Genomic DNA, 17788 nt, shown 5'->3' with positions numbered 1-17788 from the left:
TTGTGAAACTAGGGTGGTATGATAGTCTAAATAATTAATATAAAACCATAATAATCGACAATTAATAATTAACATCATCACAAAAAAGGAGAAAATCATTGGAGCAAATAAAACGAGGGGTAACAATCATCAGTAGCGGTTCAGCCACTAGCCCACAAATCCTAGATAATCACGATTTAAGCAAAATAGTTGATACTTCTGACGATTGGATTAAAACTCGTACAGGTATTCAAAAACGCCATATTTGTTCCTCTGAATCTCTTTCTGATTTAGCGGTGAAAGCAGGGGAAAAAGCCATTCTCAATGCAGGTTTGACCTCGGAAGATATTGATATGATTATTTTAGCAACATCTACCCCAGATGACCTATTTGGTAGTGCTAGTAAAGTTCAAGGAATGTTGGGGGCTTCTCGTGCTGTTGCTTTTGATTTAACTGCCGCTTGTTCAGGATTTGTTTTTGCTTTAAATACTGCTTCCCAATTTTTACGCAATGGAGTTTATCAGAATATCCTTGTGATAGGTGCAGATTGTTTATCTCGTTGGGTTGATTGGCGCGATCGCACTACTTGTGTCTTATTTGGTGATGGTGCTGGTGCAGTAGTCTGTCAAGGTAGCAAGGAAAAAGATAACCTGTTAGGTTTTGAAATGTGTAGTAATGGAACACTTAACGGCTGTCTAAATCTTGCCTTCACAGGAGAAACTCAAAAACTAGGAAATAATCATCAAGTTACTCAGGGAAAATATAACCCCATTACCATGAATGGAAGAGAAGTTTATCGTTTTGCTGTTAATAAAGTTCCCGAAGTCATAGAAAAAGCCCTTTACAAAGCAGACTTAACCACCGAAAAGATAGATTGGTTGATTCTTCATCAGGCAAACCAAAGAATACTCGATGCAGTAGCCGAAAGACTTAATATCCCCAAATGGAAAGTAATCTCAAATCTGAGCGAATATGGCAACACTTCCGCCGCATCTATTCCCATAGCCTTAGATGAAGCTGTTAGTAAAGGAAAAATTAGAGCAGGAGATACCATCGTTACCTCTGGATTTGGTGCAGGTTTGACATGGGGTGCAACAGTTTTTCGCTGGGGATAGAAAAAAATCCGAATTCGGGTATGGGGGTGTTGAGATGTTGGGGCTAGGGGTTGAATATATTCAACCCTTAAGGTGTTGAGATATTAGGGAAGCGTGTTAATTAAATATTTTTGCCTGTTGCTCACCTTAACCGACAAATTTATATCAAACTCAGGTGATACCTGTCACCTTTTCAACACCGAAAATTTTAGTTAAACATTGGAATAAATAGTATTACGAATCATCGTGTAACCCTTGATTAACTCTTTAATACCTCGACTTAAAGGCCATTGGGGTTCAAAACCAGTGCTTAAAATACGGGCATTAGAAACAATATAATCTCTTTTATCTGGGTCTTCGCCAATAGGAGCTTCCATATAAACAAAACTAGGAATTTGCTTCTGTATTTCGGCACATAGTTCCAGTTTAGAAAGATTAGCGTCTTCTAAGCCCACATTATAAGGTTTTCCTTTCATCGCCTCAAAATTATCTAATCCGTGTAAAAAGACATTCACCACATCACGAATATGAATATAATTACGCTTGAAATGTCCCTCAAATAATACAACAGTGCGATCAGTTACAGCACGATAGACAAAATCATTCACTAACAAATCAATACGCATTCTCGGAGACATACCAAAGACAGTAGCAAGACGGAAACTAATACTATTCTCTCTTTCCAAGATGGCTTTTTCTGCTTCAACTTTAGTCACTCCATAGGTAGAAATTGGGCGTAGAGGACTTTCTTCTGTACAAAATTTACCCTTTTCACCGACACCATAACCACTATTGGTAATTGGTACTAAAAATCTTTGTTCTTTACTGGCTAGACGACACAACATTTGAATTGCATCTCTGTTTGTGGTTTCAGTAGCGATTTTATCCCGATTACATAAGGGAGCTCCCACTAAAGCCGCTAGGGGAATGATTACGTCTGCATCTTTAACTAAATCTTTCATTAAAGACTCATCTCGACAATCGCCTCTGACAACATTAAAAGTTTCGTATTGGCAACAATCAGCGAGACTATTTTGATGAAACATAAAGTTATCAACAACAGTTACCTCGTAACCTCTCTTTAGAAGTGTCGGGGTTAAAACTGACCCGATATAACCTGCACCACCAGTAATTAAAACTTTCATTTTTAACTTTTCTTCATACTTTTTATGCAGTATTTAATCATAACTTAGATTTTGCACAGTCTTATCTTAACCTCAGTTCGGTTTAAGAATATCGGACAAGGTTAGGTGTCAGGTTTCAGGTGTTAGAAAGACCAGATTTTAGGTTTAACGTTTCAAACATTTATTAATCAACGAAAAAATCGGGAAAAGCTATCATATTTTATGACCTAAAATTATTTCTGTAATAATTTGACTCCATCCTTTACTGCCGCTATGGGGGGCAACTTGCCAATTCTTATTTTGTAATCCTTTGTGTACTCCATCAGGATTCGGGATGATAATAGGAATATCTACGTTTTCTAATAAACTAATATCATTGGGACTATTCCCCAAACCTATAGTTGCTATTTTTTCCTCACGGTTATGGTAATGATTGAGTAGCCATTTCACTGCGTTTCCCTTCCCCGCTTTTTCACTAATTAAATGGGAGAAGCGATCGCCCACTACTATTGTAGTTTGATATTCTTTGGCAATATTTTGTAATAAGTCGGCATTAATGTGCTTAGGAGTAAGAAAAGGCTCTGTAAAATCTCTTTTTTTGGCTAAAATCGCTTCATTTAAAGATAAACCAGTTAAATTAACAATATCTTCTGGAGATAAGTCCCCAAAACCCACTAAATCAGTTTTTAACTTTTGAGATATTTCCCCTAAAATACCTCTGGCGTTATGATAATCAAGACCTAAACTTATATACTTATACAAATCTGTAGTTAATGCTTGTGTTGTATCAAAACGAAAATCACCTTTTGGGATAAAAATACCGCTACCATTTTCAGTAATAAAAGGACTATTTAAGCCTATTTTATTACATAGACTTTCAACTTCCGCTTTTGTTTTACTGGTGACGGGGATAACGGGAATATTTTTATTCTCTAAAACCCCTAAAATTGGCAAGGCATCATCGTAACGATAGTCATTTTGATTGAGTAATGTACCATCTAAGTCTGTAAAAATAAATAGCATAGGAAAGACCTTAAAAGGCGGCAAATTGCAGGTTTTAGACCTCAGATGCGAGTTTTAGGCTTGACTTAATCACTAATTGTTAATTGCCTTTGCTTGGTGCATTTTTACCCTTTCACAACTTAAACATTCAATTAACTTTACTTACCCATTTATTAATCATCCCATTTTTGTACTACTAATAAGTCACGAACAGGATCTTGCATTGAAAAACCAAAGGATATTAATTCTGATTTCAGAAAAGCCCAATCACTGCCGAAAAGCAGAGCTATTTTTCCTATACTATCATCAGGACTTATAATCTGTGAATTTACTAAAGAAGACACTTTTTGTTGCAACTTCACCATTGGGTGAATTACTTGCTTTCTAGGCATATATTTCTTAAATTTTCTAATAATGACAATTGATGCTAACAATTACGCTTACTTGGTTATTATGTCTAGTCAGAGATGAGTATGAATTGAAAATTTATACATACCAACCTAAATATAAAGAAAAGAGTGATGATTGCGAGGATTTTATTGCAACCATTACATTTTATCTATCCTTAGACACATTATTTACCATTCCTGAAATAGCTTAGTAATTTTGACGATTCAATACACATAAATAATTAAGCAATTTATGACAGGATTCATAAGTTAATTGTTAGACCTAATTAAAATACTTGGCAACGGTGAATAGAATATTATTGCCTTTGATTATGTTAACACATTATAGCACTTACTAACGAGATTTTCACAATTTCTTTAAATCAATTGTAAATGTACAATAAGGAAGATGAAAAATTAATTTGAGAAGATTCCATGAAAATCGCTATTTTATCTCAAGATAGTAGCCTTTATTCCACCAGAAGATTAAGAGATGCAGGAGAAAAAAGGGGACATGAAGTAAAGGTCGTTAACTATCTGAGATGCTATATGAACATTACCTCCCATAAACCCTCGGTAGTTTACGGTGGCAAGGAGTTAGAAAATTTTGATGCAATCATACCACGCATCGGAGCTTCTCGTACTTTCTATGGTTGTGCTGTGGTGCGTCAGTTTGAGGTAATGGGGGTATTTAGTGCTAATGAATCTCAGGCTATATCTCGATCGCGCGATAAGTTAAGGTGTGTACAGATTTTAGCTAGGGAAGGCATTGGTTTACCTGTGACGGGGTTTGCCCATGATACGGAAGATATTGATGGCTTAATCGAGACTGTGGGCGGTGCTCCGTTAGTGATTAAGCTATTGGAAGGCACTCAGGGGATTGGAGTGGTATTAGCCGAGACTTATCAAGCGGCAAAGTCAGTAATTCAGGCTTTTAGGGGTTTGAATGCGAATATATTGGTACAGGAATTTATCAGAGAAGCAGGAGGAGCAGATATTCGTTGTTTTGTGGTGGGTAATAAGGTGGTAGCGGCCATGAAGAGACAAGGGGCGGAAGGGGAATTTCGATCGAATCTTCATCGAGGAGGCAAGGCAGAGAAAATTAAACTCACTCCCGAAGAAAGAAGCACCGCTATTCGTTCAGCTAAGGCAATGGGATTAAGGATTGCGGGGGTTGACTTGCTACGTTCTAATCACGGTCCTGTGGTGATGGAAGTTAACTCTTCTCCCGGTTTAGAAGGAATAGAAAAGGCAACTAATATTGACATTGCTGATAAAATTATCGAATTTATTGAAAAAAACGTAGAATCGGGGAATAACCGCGATCGCATCCAATTTTGAGTCTCTGATGAGCTAGAAGTGAAGGGCAAGGGGCAAGAGGCAAAAAGGAAACCCCCATTTATCCCCCTTATTTAGGGGGAAGGGCAAAAGGCAAAAGTGTTTAATTAACACGCTTCCCTAGGACTTGAAACTTATTTCCCAACTCCGTTCACGACTGAAAGGAGTTAAGATGTGCATGGGCGTTCTATCCAAACCCAAATTTAGTTAGCTTTTGCTAATAAAGGATTTTCTCTTTGGGCATTGATGATGACTTTTCCATCTTCGCCAATGTCCACAATGGCGGAATCACCTTCCTGAAGACGTTTAGATAAAATTTCTTCGGCTAAAATATCTTCAAGTAGTCTCATTATAGCACGACGTAAAGGTCTAGCTCCATAAGCAGGGTTGAATCCTTCTTCTATTAAACGTTCTTTGAATTTATCGGTTACTTGCAAAGTTATTTCCTGCTCAGTTAAACGGGCAAAGACTTCTTTTAACAAGATTTCCGAAATTTCTTTCACTTCTTCTTTATTGAGTTGACGGAAGACGATAATTTCATCTAAACGGTTGAGAAACTCAGGACGGAAGTAGTTTTTCAATTCTTCGTTAACTAGAGAACGAATGCGATTGTATTGAGATTCATTTTGGTCTTCTTCCAATTCAAATCCTAAACCACCGCCACCTTTTTCAATGACTTTTGAACCGATGTTAGAGGTCATGATTAAGAGAGTGTTTTTAAAGTCAACGGTACGACCTTTAGAATCAGTTAAGCGTCCATCTTCTAAAATTTGCAACAATAGGTTAAATACATCAGGATGGGCTTTTTCAATTTCATCGAAAAGCACTACAGTATAAGGGCGACGACGAACGGCTTCTGTTAACTGTCCTCCTTCGTTGTAACCTACATATCCGGGAGGAGAGCCAATTAATTTAGAAACAGTATGGCGTTCCATGAATTCTGACATATCTAAGCGAATCATTGCATCTTCCGAGCCGAAGAAATAGGTTGCAAGGGCTTTGGTAAGTTCGGTTTTACCTACACCAGTGGGGCCAGAAAAGATGAAAGATGCGATCGGACGGTTAGGATTTTTCAAGCCAACTCTAGCTCGACGAATAGCACGAGAAATAGCTTTTACAGCGTCTTCCTGACCGATAATTCTTTGATGGAGGGTTTCTTCCATGTGTAAGAGTTTATCAGCTTCAGATTCGGTTAATTTTTGCACAGGTACACCAGTCCAAGAAGCAACGATATGAGCTATTTCTTCTTCATCGACAATGGGATTATCGTTAATATCGGCACTTTTTTTCTTCTGATCTGCTAAAGATCTGATTTCGGCTTTAATTTCCATTTCTCGATCGCGCAATTCTCCTGCTTTATCGAAATCTTGGGATCTCACCGCTTCATCTTTTTCTTTCAGAACTTGTCTTAATTCTTGGTCTAACTCTTTAGCTTCGGGAGGAAGTTGAGAATTTAAAAGGCGTACCCTTGAACCTGCTTCGTCAATAAGGTCAATGGCTTTATCAGGTAAATAGCGATCGCTGATATAACGATCAGACAATTTAGCCGCCGCCGCCAAAGCCTCATCAGCAATTTTGAGCTTGTGATGTTGCTCATATTTTTCACGTAACCCGAATAAAATTTCGATGGTTTCTTCTACGCTAGGTTCACCCACCATGACGGGCTGAAAACGTCTTGCTAAAGCCGCATCTCTTTCAATGTGCTTACGGTATTCATCAAGAGTTGTCGCACCGATACACTGTAATTCACCTCTAGCTAAAGCAGGTTTGAGGATATTTGCCGCATCGATCGCACCTTCTGCCGCCCCAGCACCAATTAAAGTATGAACCTCATCAATTACAAGAATAACATTTCCTGCTTGACGAATTTCATCCATAATTTTTTTGAGTCTTTCTTCAAACTCACCACGATATTTAGTACCAGCTACCAATAAGCCAATATCAAGGGTGACAACTCTTTTTTCTTCCAATAAATCAGGAACATCTTTATTCGCTATACGTTGAGCTAAACCTTCTGCGATCGCAGTTTTACCAACCCCCGGTTCACCAATTAACACAGGATTATTTTTGGTGCGACGACCGAGAATTTGAATAACCCGTTCAATCTCTTTTTGACGACCAACCACAGGATCTAATTTTCCATCCACCGCCAAAACCGTCAAATTAGAACCAAATTCATCTAAAGTAGGAGTTTTATTAGAGCGACTACCACCACCCACACCTACTGCAGTGGTTTCTGTCTCACCTAACATCCGAATTACTTGAGTGCGAACCTTGCCTAAGTCCACTCCCAGATTTTCTAAAACTCTAGCGGCAACTCCTTCTCCTTCACGAATTAAACCGAGAAGCAAATGTTCTGTACCGATATAATTATGGCCTAATTGACGAGCCTCTTCTAAAGATAATTCTAGGACTCTTTTCGCTCTAGGAGTGAATGGAATTTCTACCGCCACAAAACCAGAACCACGCCCAATAATTTTTTCTACTTCAATCCGAGCATCCTTGAGATTGACTCCCATAGATTTGAGCACCTTTGCCGCTACTCCAGTGCCTTCTCCTATCAAACCGAGCAGTATTTGCTCAGTGCCAACAAAGTTATGACCCAAGCGACGAGCTTCTTCTTGGGCTAACATAATCACTTTTATCGCTTTTTCTGTGAAGCGTTCAAACATAATTGTCTTTACTCACCCTATGCCATGTTTATAGCTGATTTTAACATAGGATTAGGGTTAGTCTGTGTCTGAGGGTACATTCAATTGTTCGGTAATCTGTATTAACACTTTGAAAAAAGCAAAAAACAGCCATTTTAGAAAATGAGAAAAATAATTGTTACCTCGACAAAATAACTCTTATTGCCCTCATTGATTTAGCAACAATATCAAATTTGTGGGAATTTGTTGATTTTTAATTCTTTAACTCACTAATAAATGTTGAGAAAATATGCCATCTGAATATTTGATACCTGTCTAAATCAGATATTCTTATATCAAACTGAAGCTATTTCGATATAATCCACCTGCGAAAATCATAAGAAAATTTTTCATCTGATATTATGGTGAAAGTGAAAATTATTTGAAATGAAAAAAAATATCAAAAACAAGTAACCACGCTTTTTAGACAACAATAAAACGACCTATAAAATTTAATGATAGTTGAAGAATGAAAAAAATAGTAATTTTGTTTATTATCTCCCTACTAATGGTCATCACACTGCCCCAACCTTCAAAAATATGGGGTCAAACATCCCCTTCGGAAATTAGAGGAGTCTGGATTACAAAAAATGATAGCGACATATGGTTAGATACTCCTAAATTAGAATCAAGCATTCAAGAATTAGCTCAACTTAACTTTAATACTATTTACCCTGTTGTCTGGAATTCTGGTTATGTTTCTTATGATAGTGCTGTGGCTAAAAGAGTGGGAATACCTATCATTAAAGCAGGTAATAACCAAGATATAATTGCCGAAATTACCTATCAAGGTCATCTTAACCGACTTTTGGTTGTACCTTGGTTTGAATTTGGTTTTATGACTCCTCCCTCTTCTGAGTTAGCAACCAAGCATCCCCGATGGCTAACCAATAGGCGAGATGGTAGTAAGATGGGGGATAGTGCGGCAGGGCAGGTTGTCTGGCTAAATCCTTTTCATCCTCAAGTGCAACAATTTATCACTGATTTAATTCTTGAAATTTGCACTCGCTATCGAGTAGATGGTATTCAATTTGATGATCACATGGCACTACCAAGAGACTTCGGCTATGATCCTTACACTGTAAATCTTTATAAACAAGAAACGAAAAAAAATCCTCCCGCTAATCCTCAAGATAGAGAATGGGTAAAATGGCGTGCTGATAAGATTACTGATTTCATGGTGAGATTAAATACTCTTCTTAAACAAAGAAATCGCAATTTTATTTTTTCTGTTGCTCCTAATCCTTACTCTACTGCTTATAATCTCTTTTTACAGGATTGGAAAAGATGGGTTGATTTAGGTATTGTCGATGAATTAATTATTCAAGTTTATCGCCCCGATTTGAAAAGTTTTGTTCGAGAGTTAAATTTACCTGAAGTGCAAAATGCTCGTAAAAAAATACCAACTGGAGTTGCAATTCTAACGGGATTAAGAAACAATCCAACACCGATAACTCTTATTGAAGATAAAGTTAGACAAGCAAGAAGACATAGATTAGGTATCTCATTTTTTTATTATGAAACTCTTTGGATAGAAAAAGCAACTGAAACATCTGATTTGAGAAAAGCTGTTGTTAGGGCTTTATTTTTTAATCCTCAGCCTCGTTTTCCTATTAGTAAAATATGAAGAGAGAGACAGAAATAATTAATAATAGGTAGAAGTCATTAGTTGGGGTATTAGGGTATTAAGGTATTGAGGAGAAATACGGGCTTAGGGTGTTAGGGAAGCGTGTTAATTAAACACTTTTGCTCTTCTTCCCTTAAAAGGCGAGACACAGGGCAGGGCTGTTTCAAAGTAGAAATACAAAAACGCTAAAACTATTGCCAGTAAAAGAATATAGCGTTTTAGAGCTTTGAGGACTAAGAAGTAGTTAAAAATGTTGAGATTATCAATTTATAACCATAAACCATTAAAAACTATTGCAAGAGTGCCTATTCCCCATTCCCTGCCTTAACCAGAAAATTTTAGAATGAAACAGCCCTGGAGACACAAGGGGCTTGTCTCTTGCTTTTTTAACTTTGCTTGTTGCCGACTTTTACCTAAAATTCTAGTTTGAAACTGAGGTTAAGATTAGGATTGCCATATAAGCTAGAAAGTAAAAATAGAATTTATTTTCGGTTTTAACGCTTGTAAACTAATGCCACCACGATGGGCAACCATTACTCCAATTGCTTCTAAATAAGAGTTAACGGTGACAACATTTAAGCCTAATTTTTCTGGGGTGACATCTAAAACAGTGTTATTTTCTTTTACGGCAATGATTAAAGTATTTAAACCGCTAAAACTTAGGGTTGCACTTCCACCACAGGCATTTGCAGGAATAATTAAACAATCCACATCCTCTGCCCAAAAACTATAGTTATCTTTCATTAAGGTATATTGAGGTGCTCGACTTAAACCAACTAACACACAAGGAAGAAATGTAAAACCTAATTCCTCAGCGGCCGCTTTTGGTGATATATTAATATCTAAGGGTAAAGGGGATAAAGCAGGGGCGTGAGCGCTAGGGATTTGAAACTCTCTTACTAATAAGTGAGAAATCACTGCCTCCGCTCCTGCTAAAGCGTCAACACCTTCTCCATAACGATAGTTTTGTAGGGCTTGATTATCATTATCATCAGGAAACCGAGCAACAACGGCAAGAGCATTAACTTTCTTTTCTTTAATCAGTTTTTCTCCTGCTCTTAATAAACTATCTGGGTTTTTGATTGTACCCCAACTTGCTCCACTATCGGCAATTCTTAACTCTACTCCTAATGGTTCATCGGTAATAATATATTCGTTGATTTCTATTCCTAAAGTTGCCCTAACAGCATCAATAGTTTGTATATGTCGGTAGAGTAATTCTGTTTCAATACTTTGATCGAAAATGATACCGATATTATTTTGTCTGACTGGTTGCAATCCCCATTTGGCACTGGCAAATTGGTCGAGGGCGTATCCTTCTACATAATAGATGTTATCTGTTGACCAATATAAATTTGCCCCATTCATAACATTAGGGTGGGTAATGAGGCGATCGCATCCTTGTGCTATGGCTCTAGCTATGGGTAGTGCATCTCCTGCATAACCGCCTATATCAGCACCGATTCCTGTGGGAATAATTAAAACTGTGGAGTAAGGTTTATTGTTTGTCACTTATTTGGTTATTATTGCTTCTACTTTAACTTTTTTTTCTATTTCATTCACTGAGGTAATTGCCCATCTTAAAGGTTTACCCTGTTGATTTAATGTTTGTTCAATTTTCTGTTTAAGGATAAGAGGATTCGTCGGTAAGGCTATTTCCGTACTAATAAAATGAGTTGTCATTATCGTATAGCAGTAATCAATAACTGGTGTAAGAAAATTTTATCAAAAAAAAACTCTATTCTTGACCTCAGTGCGATAATATCCGTTATTTTTAACTCAGAAGATAGATTATTTTGTTATTGGAAGCATAAGCAAACAAGTTAAGTAGAAGATATTTTGGTATTTTGACTGATAATGCCATATTTAGGAGCAAAAATCATCGCTAAAATGAAAATCACAGTCATTAAAACGACAATACTTCCCCCCGTAGAAACATCAAAATGATAACTTAAATAAGTGCCTAAAACACAAGATAGAACACTACTAACTATTGATAAGATTAACATTTGATCAAAACGATCTGTAAGTAAATATGCGATCGCACCGGGGGTAACTAACATCGCCACTACCATAATAATTCCCGCCGTTTGTAAAGCCGTTACAATAGTCAAAGCTAAAAGAGATAGTAATGTATAGTAGATAGTTTTGGTATTTAAGCCGATAGCCTTAGCATGATTAGGATCAAAACAAAAAAGTAGTAAATCTTTACGGCGTATAAGAATGACAACTAAAGTGATACTACCTGCAATTAGAGTTTGAATAATGTCTTCAGGAGAGATACCCAAAACATTGCCAAATAAAATATGAAATAAATCGATATTACTGGGAATTTTGGTAACTAAAACTAAGCCGAGGGCAAAAAATCCTGTAAAAATTACACCTATTACCGTATCTTCTTTAAGACGAGTTTTTGATTTCACATAGCCAATAGCCACCGTTGCACCAAAACCAAAAATAAACGCACCAAGGGCAAAAGGAATATTTAAAGCGTAGGCTACTACTACTCCCGGCACAACGGCATGGGAAACCGCATCCCCCATTAATGACCATCCTTTGAGGGTAATATAACAAGACAATACCGCACAAACAATCCCTACAAAGGCACTTACCCAAATCGCCTTCACCATGAAACTGTATTGTAAGGGTTCAAGAAACCATGAGACTAAATTAGAAAACACAATCATTTTAATTAGAAATTAGAAATTAGTAATTAAGACAAGGCAAGAGGCAATAGTGAATAGTTGATAATTACTCATTACTCCCCTAAACCTGAAACCTGACACCTCATTTCTAACTTTGAACTCTCTAATCCCTTAATTAAATATTTGCTTAACACTATTCATGGGCAAACCGCCAAAAGTCATAGTTAAATTTTCTTCGGTAAAGGTTTCTTCTGTTACTCCTTCTGCTAAGATGGTACGATTTAGAAGGATAGTGCGATCGCAAAATGTGGCAATAGAAGCTAAATCATGGGTAGAAATTAAAATTGTATGTCCTTCTTCTCTCAATTGTATTAAAAGGTCTATAATATTTTTCTCTGTTTTTACATCTACTCCCGTAAAAGGCTCATCTAAAAGAATAACTTTCCCCTCTTGTGCCAAAGCCCTTGCCAGAAAAGCTCGTTTTTTTTGTCCTCCTGATAATTCCCCTATTTGCCGATGACGAAAATCAATCAAATTCACCCTTTCTAAACTTTCCATTACTAATCGACGGTCTTTTTGACTAGGAATACGTAGGAAATTCATATAACCATAACGCCCCATCATTACCACATCAAAAACGCTGACGGGAAAATCCCAATCCACTTCATCTGCTTGAGGCACATAAGCCATTAACTGAGATTTTTGGGCTTCAGAAACGGATAAATTACCAATGCTAACCTTACCCACTGTTGGTTTTAAAAAACCCATAATCGCTTTAAATAGAGTCGATTTACCCCCACCATTAGGACCAACTAAAGCTGTTATTGATCCGGGTTTGACACTAGAAGAAGCATTATAAAGGGCTAATTTTCCATTGCTGTAAGTAACGCTGAGATTATCGAAATTAATATTTAAGGGTTGAGTTGGGGTTTTCATGATTGATTTTATCCTTAAAGTTTACAAATGAGGTTTTTAGGGAAAAATTACGTTATGTTTTGGTTGACAATTTTTTATTTTGAAAGGGTATTGTTAACTAATAGTTGACATAGTTTTTTCTTCAATTAGGAAAATACTTCTAATTATTTACTCCTGCTAACAAACCATTGGTAATAGTGCGAATATCGTATTCTAATAAGTCCAGATAAGTAGGCACTGCACCTTCTTCACTGGAAAGAGAATCCACATATAGATTTCCGCCAAATCTTGCCCCTGTAGTTTTTGCTACTTGTTTTTGTCCTTCATCATTGACAGTAGTTTCACAAAAAATCGTAGGAATATCATTAGCTTCAACTTTTTCAATTACAGATTGCACTTGTTTCGGGGTGAATTGTTGTTCGGCATTGATAGGCCATAGATAAATCTCTTTTAAGTCGTAATCTCTGGCTAAATAGGAAAATGCCCCTTCACAACTGACTAAATATCTCTTATCTTCAGGAATCCTCGCTAAATCAGACTCTAAGATGCGATCGAGTTCTTTGATTTTTTCGCTATAAACCTTAGCATTATTATTATAAGTATCAGCATTCTCTGGATCTAATTCCACAAAAGCCTGACGGATATTTTCCACATAAATTAAAGCATTTTGGGGAGACATCCAAGCATGAGGATTTGGCTTATTTATATAAGCACCTTCTCTAATCGGAATTGGTTCAACACCTTCAGTTAATATTACAGAAGGAACATCTTGCACATTTCCCAAAAATTGCTCCATCCAACGTTCTAAATTCATACCGTTATAAAGAACTAAATCTACTGATTCGGCTTTCACTAAATCACTAGGAGTCGGCTCATAACCATGAATTTCAGCCCCAACACGGGTTATTGATTCAACAATTAATTTATCTCCAGCCACGTTTCTCGCCATGTCAGCTAAGATAGTGAAGCTAGTTAAAACCTTCTTTTTTCCTTCCTCCTTATTCAACTCTGCATTATTTATTTGTTCACTTTCTGGATTACTGCTCTGGTTTACTTCTGACAAGCCATTACATCCTATCAAAGTAAATCCAAGTAAAACAGTAAATATTAAAAGTTTATTTTGAGATTGTGAAAACCTTATCATAAAGATTTTTCATTTTTTATTCATTTTTTATTCATAATATCTTAAAAATTAACCAAACATCAACCATCATTTTTCAGAAACAACCTCAGTATTAGTGGAATTTTGGATGTTGAGTTTAGATTTTGGAGTTAAAATTGACAAATTTTGAGAAAAACATTTGATAAATTGATTTTCTTGTTGCCAATATGAGTGACAAATAGGTAAATATTCAAAAAATCAAACCTGAAACCTTTCATTTGACACCTACCCAAATCAGATATTCTTATATAAAACTGAGGGAAACAAGTATTTTTGAATAAAACTAGGGAATGTAGAGAGAAAAATTAGTTTTATTACAGTCGTGTTTTGAACTTTTATACCTCATTCTCCACTAATTCTATCTTCCATAGGAAAATAGTCAATTTACATAACTCTTGCCATATGAGCCTTTGCCCCTTGCTGAAGAAATAGTTTTACCTTGTAACTAGAAGAAATTATATTCATTAAGTTATAGCTTCGGAGTTATTATAAATGTGAATAATTGACTTTTGTTGCAGTTAAACTGCTCTATAAATTGACCCACATTGAAGCAGTAAGATATATTATGTTTTTATGGTGGCTATCAGCTTTCAACATTAAATGTTTAGTCAAGAAGTGATTTAATTATTGAATTTATATTCAGTAACAAAATACAAGATTAAAACTATGAAAATAAAATATTGCTAAACTGTTGCTTCTGCCGATAGCACAAAATGAGATTAATTAATAATATAAGAAGGAAAATTAAGCCATAATTATCTCTGAATTTTTGGGGAAAAATAAATAACGCCTTTACTCGTTTACTTTTTCAACCCTTTCTAATTGCCATAAAATTTGATTGCCTTCTCGTCTAACCCTAGAAACAATCCAATTACGCCAGGACCATTCTTCTCCTCTACTGGTGACAGCACTTGCATTAATATCCATTAAATCTGCTAATTCTGAACTGGTAATTAAATAGCCATTACGAGAAATATCTTCAGCAATATGTAAAGTGTCAATCATATTTTTCAACTGCTTAACTCTCTCATCACGAGTTAAATTTTGTTCTTCCCCATTATTGTTAAGTAATTCGTTCATAATTATTCCTTGAGTTGTCTATTTTTTACTTACTTTTCTGTAATCTATTTTACCATCTGTAATGATAAATTATATTCAAAAAAAAATTAATTTGATATAGAAATTGTTTCTTAATTTTATTTATTTTGGTTCATATTGTATGGGATCATTTTAATGAAAAACTATCTCTATAGCTTAATTTTAATAGATTCTTTATTTTGTTTACATTTTTTAATTAACATTTAAGTAATAACACTTAGGTCTATTAAGTATTTATTTGATTCGTGACTTTCTTTACACAAACTTTATAAAACTACTATTATTTAATCGATTTTTATAAATTAAATAAATTCAAAAAAAAAAGAAGAAAAACACCCCTAAATCATTGGAGAGAATAAAATATGAGCTAATATGATTTTTTTATCTATCAGTGTTATATTTGTGATTTTTACTGATAGAGATATATTTTTGTTTTAAAACGGTTGTGAATTGATTGTTTAGTTATTGTGCATTTTTTGTATTTGTCTTAGTTGCTCGTGTTGTTGTTGTATTTGAATGGATAAAGAATTACAAACTAAATCACATAATTCAAATACGAAGGGATTAGAAATTTGGTAATACACGTTAATTCCTTTCTGAGTTCGAGCAACAATTCCAGCTTGTGCTAAGATTTTAAGATGTTTAGATACATTAGCTTGTCCTAACCCTGTTTTATCAATAATTTCCGTAACATTCTTTGAACCAGTCCTCAAACAACACACAATATTTAAACGACTGCTTTCTGATAAGACTTTAAAAAAATCAGCAACTAAATCTAATGCGGCAGGAGGCATTTGTGCCATTAAGCAATCAGATAAAGATTCAGTATTATTTTTTGTTTCGACTTGAGAATTGGACTTGTTAATCATTTTCATTCAACTTAATTCAACTAATACTTATCTACTTTTATTGATGTTTAATTTTAAAGGATTCTCTGGACACACATTTTATAATGTGAAAATAAATAGGGTATATTGTTGATTATTTTCAGTTCCCTATTTTCGAGCTTCTACCCGTATCATCAATAATTGATTATATCATGATAAAGTAAATTGGTGAAAGTTCAGATTATTCGTTTTACTGCAAATGAATAAATTTGTTGACAGTTATTCTAAAAAAGAGATAAGTTGTCATAATTAGGATAAAAAGTTTATTAAGCCAGTCTCCTTTAAGTACGTAAAAAGTCTGTTGATGACGACGGTAAATGGTATTTATGTGGGTTTGATACTCATTAAGATTGGAAAGCCAAATAGTATCACCACGGGGATTTACAATTGCTGAGTATCCAGTATTCGTAGCCCTTGCCATCCATTTCCCTGTTTCTATGGCGCGCATAACATCTTGAGCATGATGTTGCAAAGGCATACTATTGCTATAGTGGGCATTGTTAGCGGCGGTAATGATAAATTCTCCTCCTTTTAAGGCTTGTTGTCTAAATACTTCACTAAAAGCAGAGTCATAGCAAATAGCAACAATAACTGACAGTCTAACTTGTTTGCTTTCATCTTTCATGGCAATGGAAAAATTTTGATTATAGTTTCCTGCCACTAACTGAGTATCAAGAGGAGATAAGCGGCGGATAAAATCTCCTAAAATTTGTCGAAAGGGAATATATTCTCCGAGGGGAACTAATTTTATTTTATCGTATCTACTAATAACTTTTCCATCTTTATTAATACTAAATAAACTATTAGTATAATCGTAACTATTAAGAGCTTTAAATGCACCTAAAATGACAGGTATTTTGTTTTTCTTGACTATTTTGTAAAAACTTGTATTGTTTTCAATATCTTCATTAAAAAAAGGTAAAGCGGTTTCAGGGGTTATAATTAAGTCAACATTGTCTTGTGCCAATTTTTCATAACCTTTTTGATAGTTAATTAACGCCTTTTCTAAACCGGGATCATATAGTTTAATTTCATTAGGTATGTTTCCTTGAATAATTCCAATTTTAATGGCTTTGTTAGAAGAATCTTGGAGAGGTATATTGTAGATTAGCCAACCAAAAAGATGGATAGAGATAAAAACAAAAGATGTCAAAAAAAGTAGCGGTACAAAATATTTTTTATCTTGATTTATAGGATTAAAATATAAATTGATAGCATAAAAAATTAGAAAATTTATTAATAAAATAAAAGCGGTAATAGTGGTTGTTCCAGAAATAGTTAATAACTGTAAGATGGATAAATTATAGGGGCTTTGAGTATAAGCTAAAGATGACCACCAGAGAGAGCCAAGACTCCAAAATTTTTCTAAAATGCACCAAGTACTAATTCCTAAAAGAACGATAATCCAAGAAGAAAAACACTTTCGAGTATATTCTATTTTGATAATAAAGTTAATAAATGCAGACCAAATAGTAACTAAAATTGCTCCCCAAAAAGTGATGAAAAGCCAACAAATTAAAGCTATTAATAAACTATATAACCAAGGAACACCCATCCAAGTCATGGGATGAATTCCCGTAATCCAAAATAGGGCCATGCCATGATAACCACATCCCCACAAAAAACCTGCTAAAGTGGCGGTGAAAAATGATTGATATAAAGCAAAAATAAGGGGAATAAGAGCAACATAAGCTAAAAAATAGCAGTTGAAAGGGGCAACAGTTAACCCCATTAATATCCCCCCAAAAAGAGCTATTATCAGACTGGGAATATGTAAGAGAAATCTTGAAGATGAAGAGAGAGAAGAATAGGAGATATGGAAAAAATTTTTGTCAATC

Annotated in this window: 16 protein-coding genes; 4 read left to right on the top strand and 12 right to left on the bottom strand. The window is 35.2% G+C overall.

Going from position 1 to position 17788, the window contains the following annotated elements; genetic code table 11:
- Positions 1-98: 98 nt before the first annotated feature.
- Entirely contained in the window at positions 99-1094 is a 996-nt protein-coding gene (locus Dongsha4_RS00820; RefSeq protein ID WP_330203907.1) for a beta-ketoacyl-ACP synthase III, read from the top strand.
- 191 nt (positions 1095-1285) lie between these two features.
- Here Dongsha4_RS00820 and Dongsha4_RS00815 read toward each other — a convergent pair whose 3' ends face one another.
- The 3 genes from Dongsha4_RS00815 to Dongsha4_RS00805 form a co-directional block, all read right to left on the bottom strand.
- Positions 1286-2218, bottom strand: coding sequence for an NAD(P)-dependent oxidoreductase (locus tag Dongsha4_RS00815; protein WP_330203906.1), 933 nt, complete (start codon positions 2216-2218; stop codon positions 1286-1288).
- A gap of 192 nt (positions 2219-2410) precedes the next feature.
- Positions 2411-3220 carry an HAD-IIB family hydrolase gene (locus tag Dongsha4_RS00810; RefSeq protein WP_330203905.1) on the bottom strand — a complete coding sequence of 270 codons (810 nt, stop codon included), beginning with the start codon at positions 3218-3220 and terminating at the stop codon, positions 2411-2413.
- 152 nt (positions 3221-3372) lie between these two features.
- Positions 3373-3591 (bottom strand): DUF4327 family protein, encoded by a 219-nt coding sequence (locus tag Dongsha4_RS00805; RefSeq protein ID WP_015218860.1) that lies wholly within the window; start codon positions 3589-3591, stop codon positions 3373-3375.
- 32 nt (positions 3592-3623) lie between these two features.
- Here Dongsha4_RS00805 and Dongsha4_RS00800 point away from each other — a divergent pair, with 32 nt between their 5' ends.
- Together Dongsha4_RS00800 and rimK are read left to right on the top strand one after the other, a co-directional pair.
- Positions 3624-3800, top strand: a complete 177-nt coding sequence (locus Dongsha4_RS00800; RefSeq protein ID WP_330203904.1) for a hypothetical protein — start codon at positions 3624-3626, stop codon at positions 3798-3800.
- 223 nt (positions 3801-4023) lie between these two features.
- Positions 4024-4929, top strand: a complete 906-nt coding sequence (rimK, locus tag Dongsha4_RS00795) for a 30S ribosomal protein S6--L-glutamate ligase (protein ID WP_330203903.1) — start codon at positions 4024-4026, stop codon at positions 4927-4929.
- A gap of 200 nt (positions 4930-5129) precedes the next feature.
- On the opposite strand, the gene Dongsha4_RS00790 is transcribed toward rimK, so the two are convergent.
- Complete coding sequence (locus Dongsha4_RS00790; RefSeq protein WP_015219504.1) at positions 5130-7598, bottom strand: ATP-dependent Clp protease ATP-binding subunit; 2469 nt, start codon at positions 7596-7598, stop codon at positions 5130-5132.
- A gap of 487 nt (positions 7599-8085) precedes the next feature.
- Between Dongsha4_RS00790 and Dongsha4_RS00785 the strand changes: the two genes are divergently transcribed.
- On the top strand, positions 8086-9243 hold the full coding sequence (locus Dongsha4_RS00785; RefSeq protein WP_330203902.1) for a glycoside hydrolase family 10 protein: 1158 nt from the start codon (positions 8086-8088) through the stop codon (positions 9241-9243).
- A 462-nt stretch (positions 9244-9705) separates the two neighbouring features.
- Here Dongsha4_RS00785 and Dongsha4_RS00780 read toward each other — a convergent pair whose 3' ends face one another.
- The 8 genes from Dongsha4_RS00780 to lnt form a co-directional block, all read right to left on the bottom strand.
- Positions 9706-10755, bottom strand: coding sequence for a DUF3326 domain-containing protein (locus tag Dongsha4_RS00780; protein ID WP_330203901.1), 1050 nt, complete (start codon positions 10753-10755; stop codon positions 9706-9708).
- Complete coding sequence (locus Dongsha4_RS00775; protein ID WP_330203900.1) at positions 10756-10926, bottom strand: hypothetical protein; 171 nt, start codon at positions 10924-10926, stop codon at positions 10756-10758. It lies immediately after the preceding gene.
- 140 nt (positions 10927-11066) lie between these two features.
- Positions 11067-11930, bottom strand: a complete 864-nt coding sequence (locus tag Dongsha4_RS00770) for a metal ABC transporter permease (RefSeq protein WP_330203899.1) — start codon at positions 11928-11930, stop codon at positions 11067-11069.
- Positions 11931-12059: 129 nt separating this feature from the next.
- On the bottom strand, positions 12060-12824 hold the full coding sequence (locus Dongsha4_RS00765; protein ID WP_330203898.1) for a metal ABC transporter ATP-binding protein: 765 nt from the start codon (positions 12822-12824) through the stop codon (positions 12060-12062).
- Positions 12825-12963: 139 nt separating this feature from the next.
- Entirely contained in the window at positions 12964-13947 is a 984-nt protein-coding gene (locus Dongsha4_RS00760; protein ID WP_330203897.1) for a metal ABC transporter substrate-binding protein, read from the bottom strand.
- A gap of 810 nt (positions 13948-14757) precedes the next feature.
- On the bottom strand, positions 14758-15045 hold the full coding sequence (locus Dongsha4_RS00755; protein WP_015219497.1) for a hypothetical protein: 288 nt from the start codon (positions 15043-15045) through the stop codon (positions 14758-14760).
- A 476-nt stretch (positions 15046-15521) separates the two neighbouring features.
- Positions 15522-15932, bottom strand: a complete 411-nt coding sequence (locus Dongsha4_RS00750) for a metalloregulator ArsR/SmtB family transcription factor (protein ID WP_330203896.1) — start codon at positions 15930-15932, stop codon at positions 15522-15524.
- A gap of 208 nt (positions 15933-16140) precedes the next feature.
- Positions 16141-17682: an apolipoprotein N-acyltransferase gene (lnt, locus tag Dongsha4_RS00745; RefSeq protein WP_330205364.1), complete on the bottom strand. Its 1542-nt coding sequence runs from the start codon at positions 17680-17682 to the stop codon at positions 16141-16143.
- Between the last annotated feature and the right edge of the window lie 106 nt (positions 17683-17788).

Source organism: Cyanobacterium sp. Dongsha4 (assembly GCF_036345015.1).
GTDB lineage: Bacteria > Cyanobacteriota > Cyanobacteriia > Cyanobacteriales > Cyanobacteriaceae > PCC-10605.
Note: the sequence above shows the minus strand (reverse complement) of the source record. Positions and strands in the feature narration are given on the sequence as shown.

Bases quoted from the DNA above. Each gene is read 5' to 3' on its own strand.
- Dongsha4_RS00775 (WP_330203900.1), bottom strand. From the start codon at position 10,926: ATGACAACTCATTTTATTAGTACGGAAATAGCCTTACCGACGAATCCT.
- Dongsha4_RS00810 (WP_330203905.1), bottom strand. From the start codon at position 3,220: ATGCTATTTATTTTTACAGACTTAGATGGTACATTACTCAATCAAAAT.
- Dongsha4_RS00800 (WP_330203904.1), top strand. From the start codon at position 3,624: ATGCTAACAATTACGCTTACTTGGTTATTATGTCTAGTCAGAGATGAG.
- rimK (WP_330203903.1), top strand. From the start codon at position 4,024: ATGAAAATCGCTATTTTATCTCAAGATAGTAGCCTTTATTCCACCAGA.
- Dongsha4_RS00790 (WP_015219504.1), bottom strand. From the start codon at position 7,598: ATGTTTGAACGCTTCACAGAAAAAGCGATAAAAGTGATTATGTTAGCC.
- Dongsha4_RS00765 (WP_330203898.1), bottom strand. From the start codon at position 12,824: ATGAAAACCCCAACTCAACCCTTAAATATTAATTTCGATAATCTCAGC.
- Dongsha4_RS00805 (WP_015218860.1), bottom strand. From the start codon at position 3,591: ATGCCTAGAAAGCAAGTAATTCACCCAATGGTGAAGTTGCAACAAAAA.
- Dongsha4_RS00785 (WP_330203902.1), top strand. From the start codon at position 8,086: ATGAAAAAAATAGTAATTTTGTTTATTATCTCCCTACTAATGGTCATC.
- Dongsha4_RS00770 (WP_330203899.1), bottom strand. From the start codon at position 11,930: ATGATTGTGTTTTCTAATTTAGTCTCATGGTTTCTTGAACCCTTACAA.
- Dongsha4_RS00760 (WP_330203897.1), bottom strand. From the start codon at position 13,947: ATGATAAGGTTTTCACAATCTCAAAATAAACTTTTAATATTTACTGTT.
- Dongsha4_RS00750 (WP_330203896.1), bottom strand. From the start codon at position 15,932: ATGATTAACAAGTCCAATTCTCAAGTCGAAACAAAAAATAATACTGAA.
- Dongsha4_RS00755 (WP_015219497.1), bottom strand. From the start codon at position 15,045: ATGAACGAATTACTTAACAATAATGGGGAAGAACAAAATTTAACTCGT.
- Dongsha4_RS00815 (WP_330203906.1), bottom strand. From the start codon at position 2,218: ATGAAAGTTTTAATTACTGGTGGTGCAGGTTATATCGGGTCAGTTTTA.
- lnt (WP_330205364.1), bottom strand. From the start codon at position 17,682: ATGGGGTTAACTGTTGCCCCTTTCAACTGCTATTTTTTAGCTTATGTT.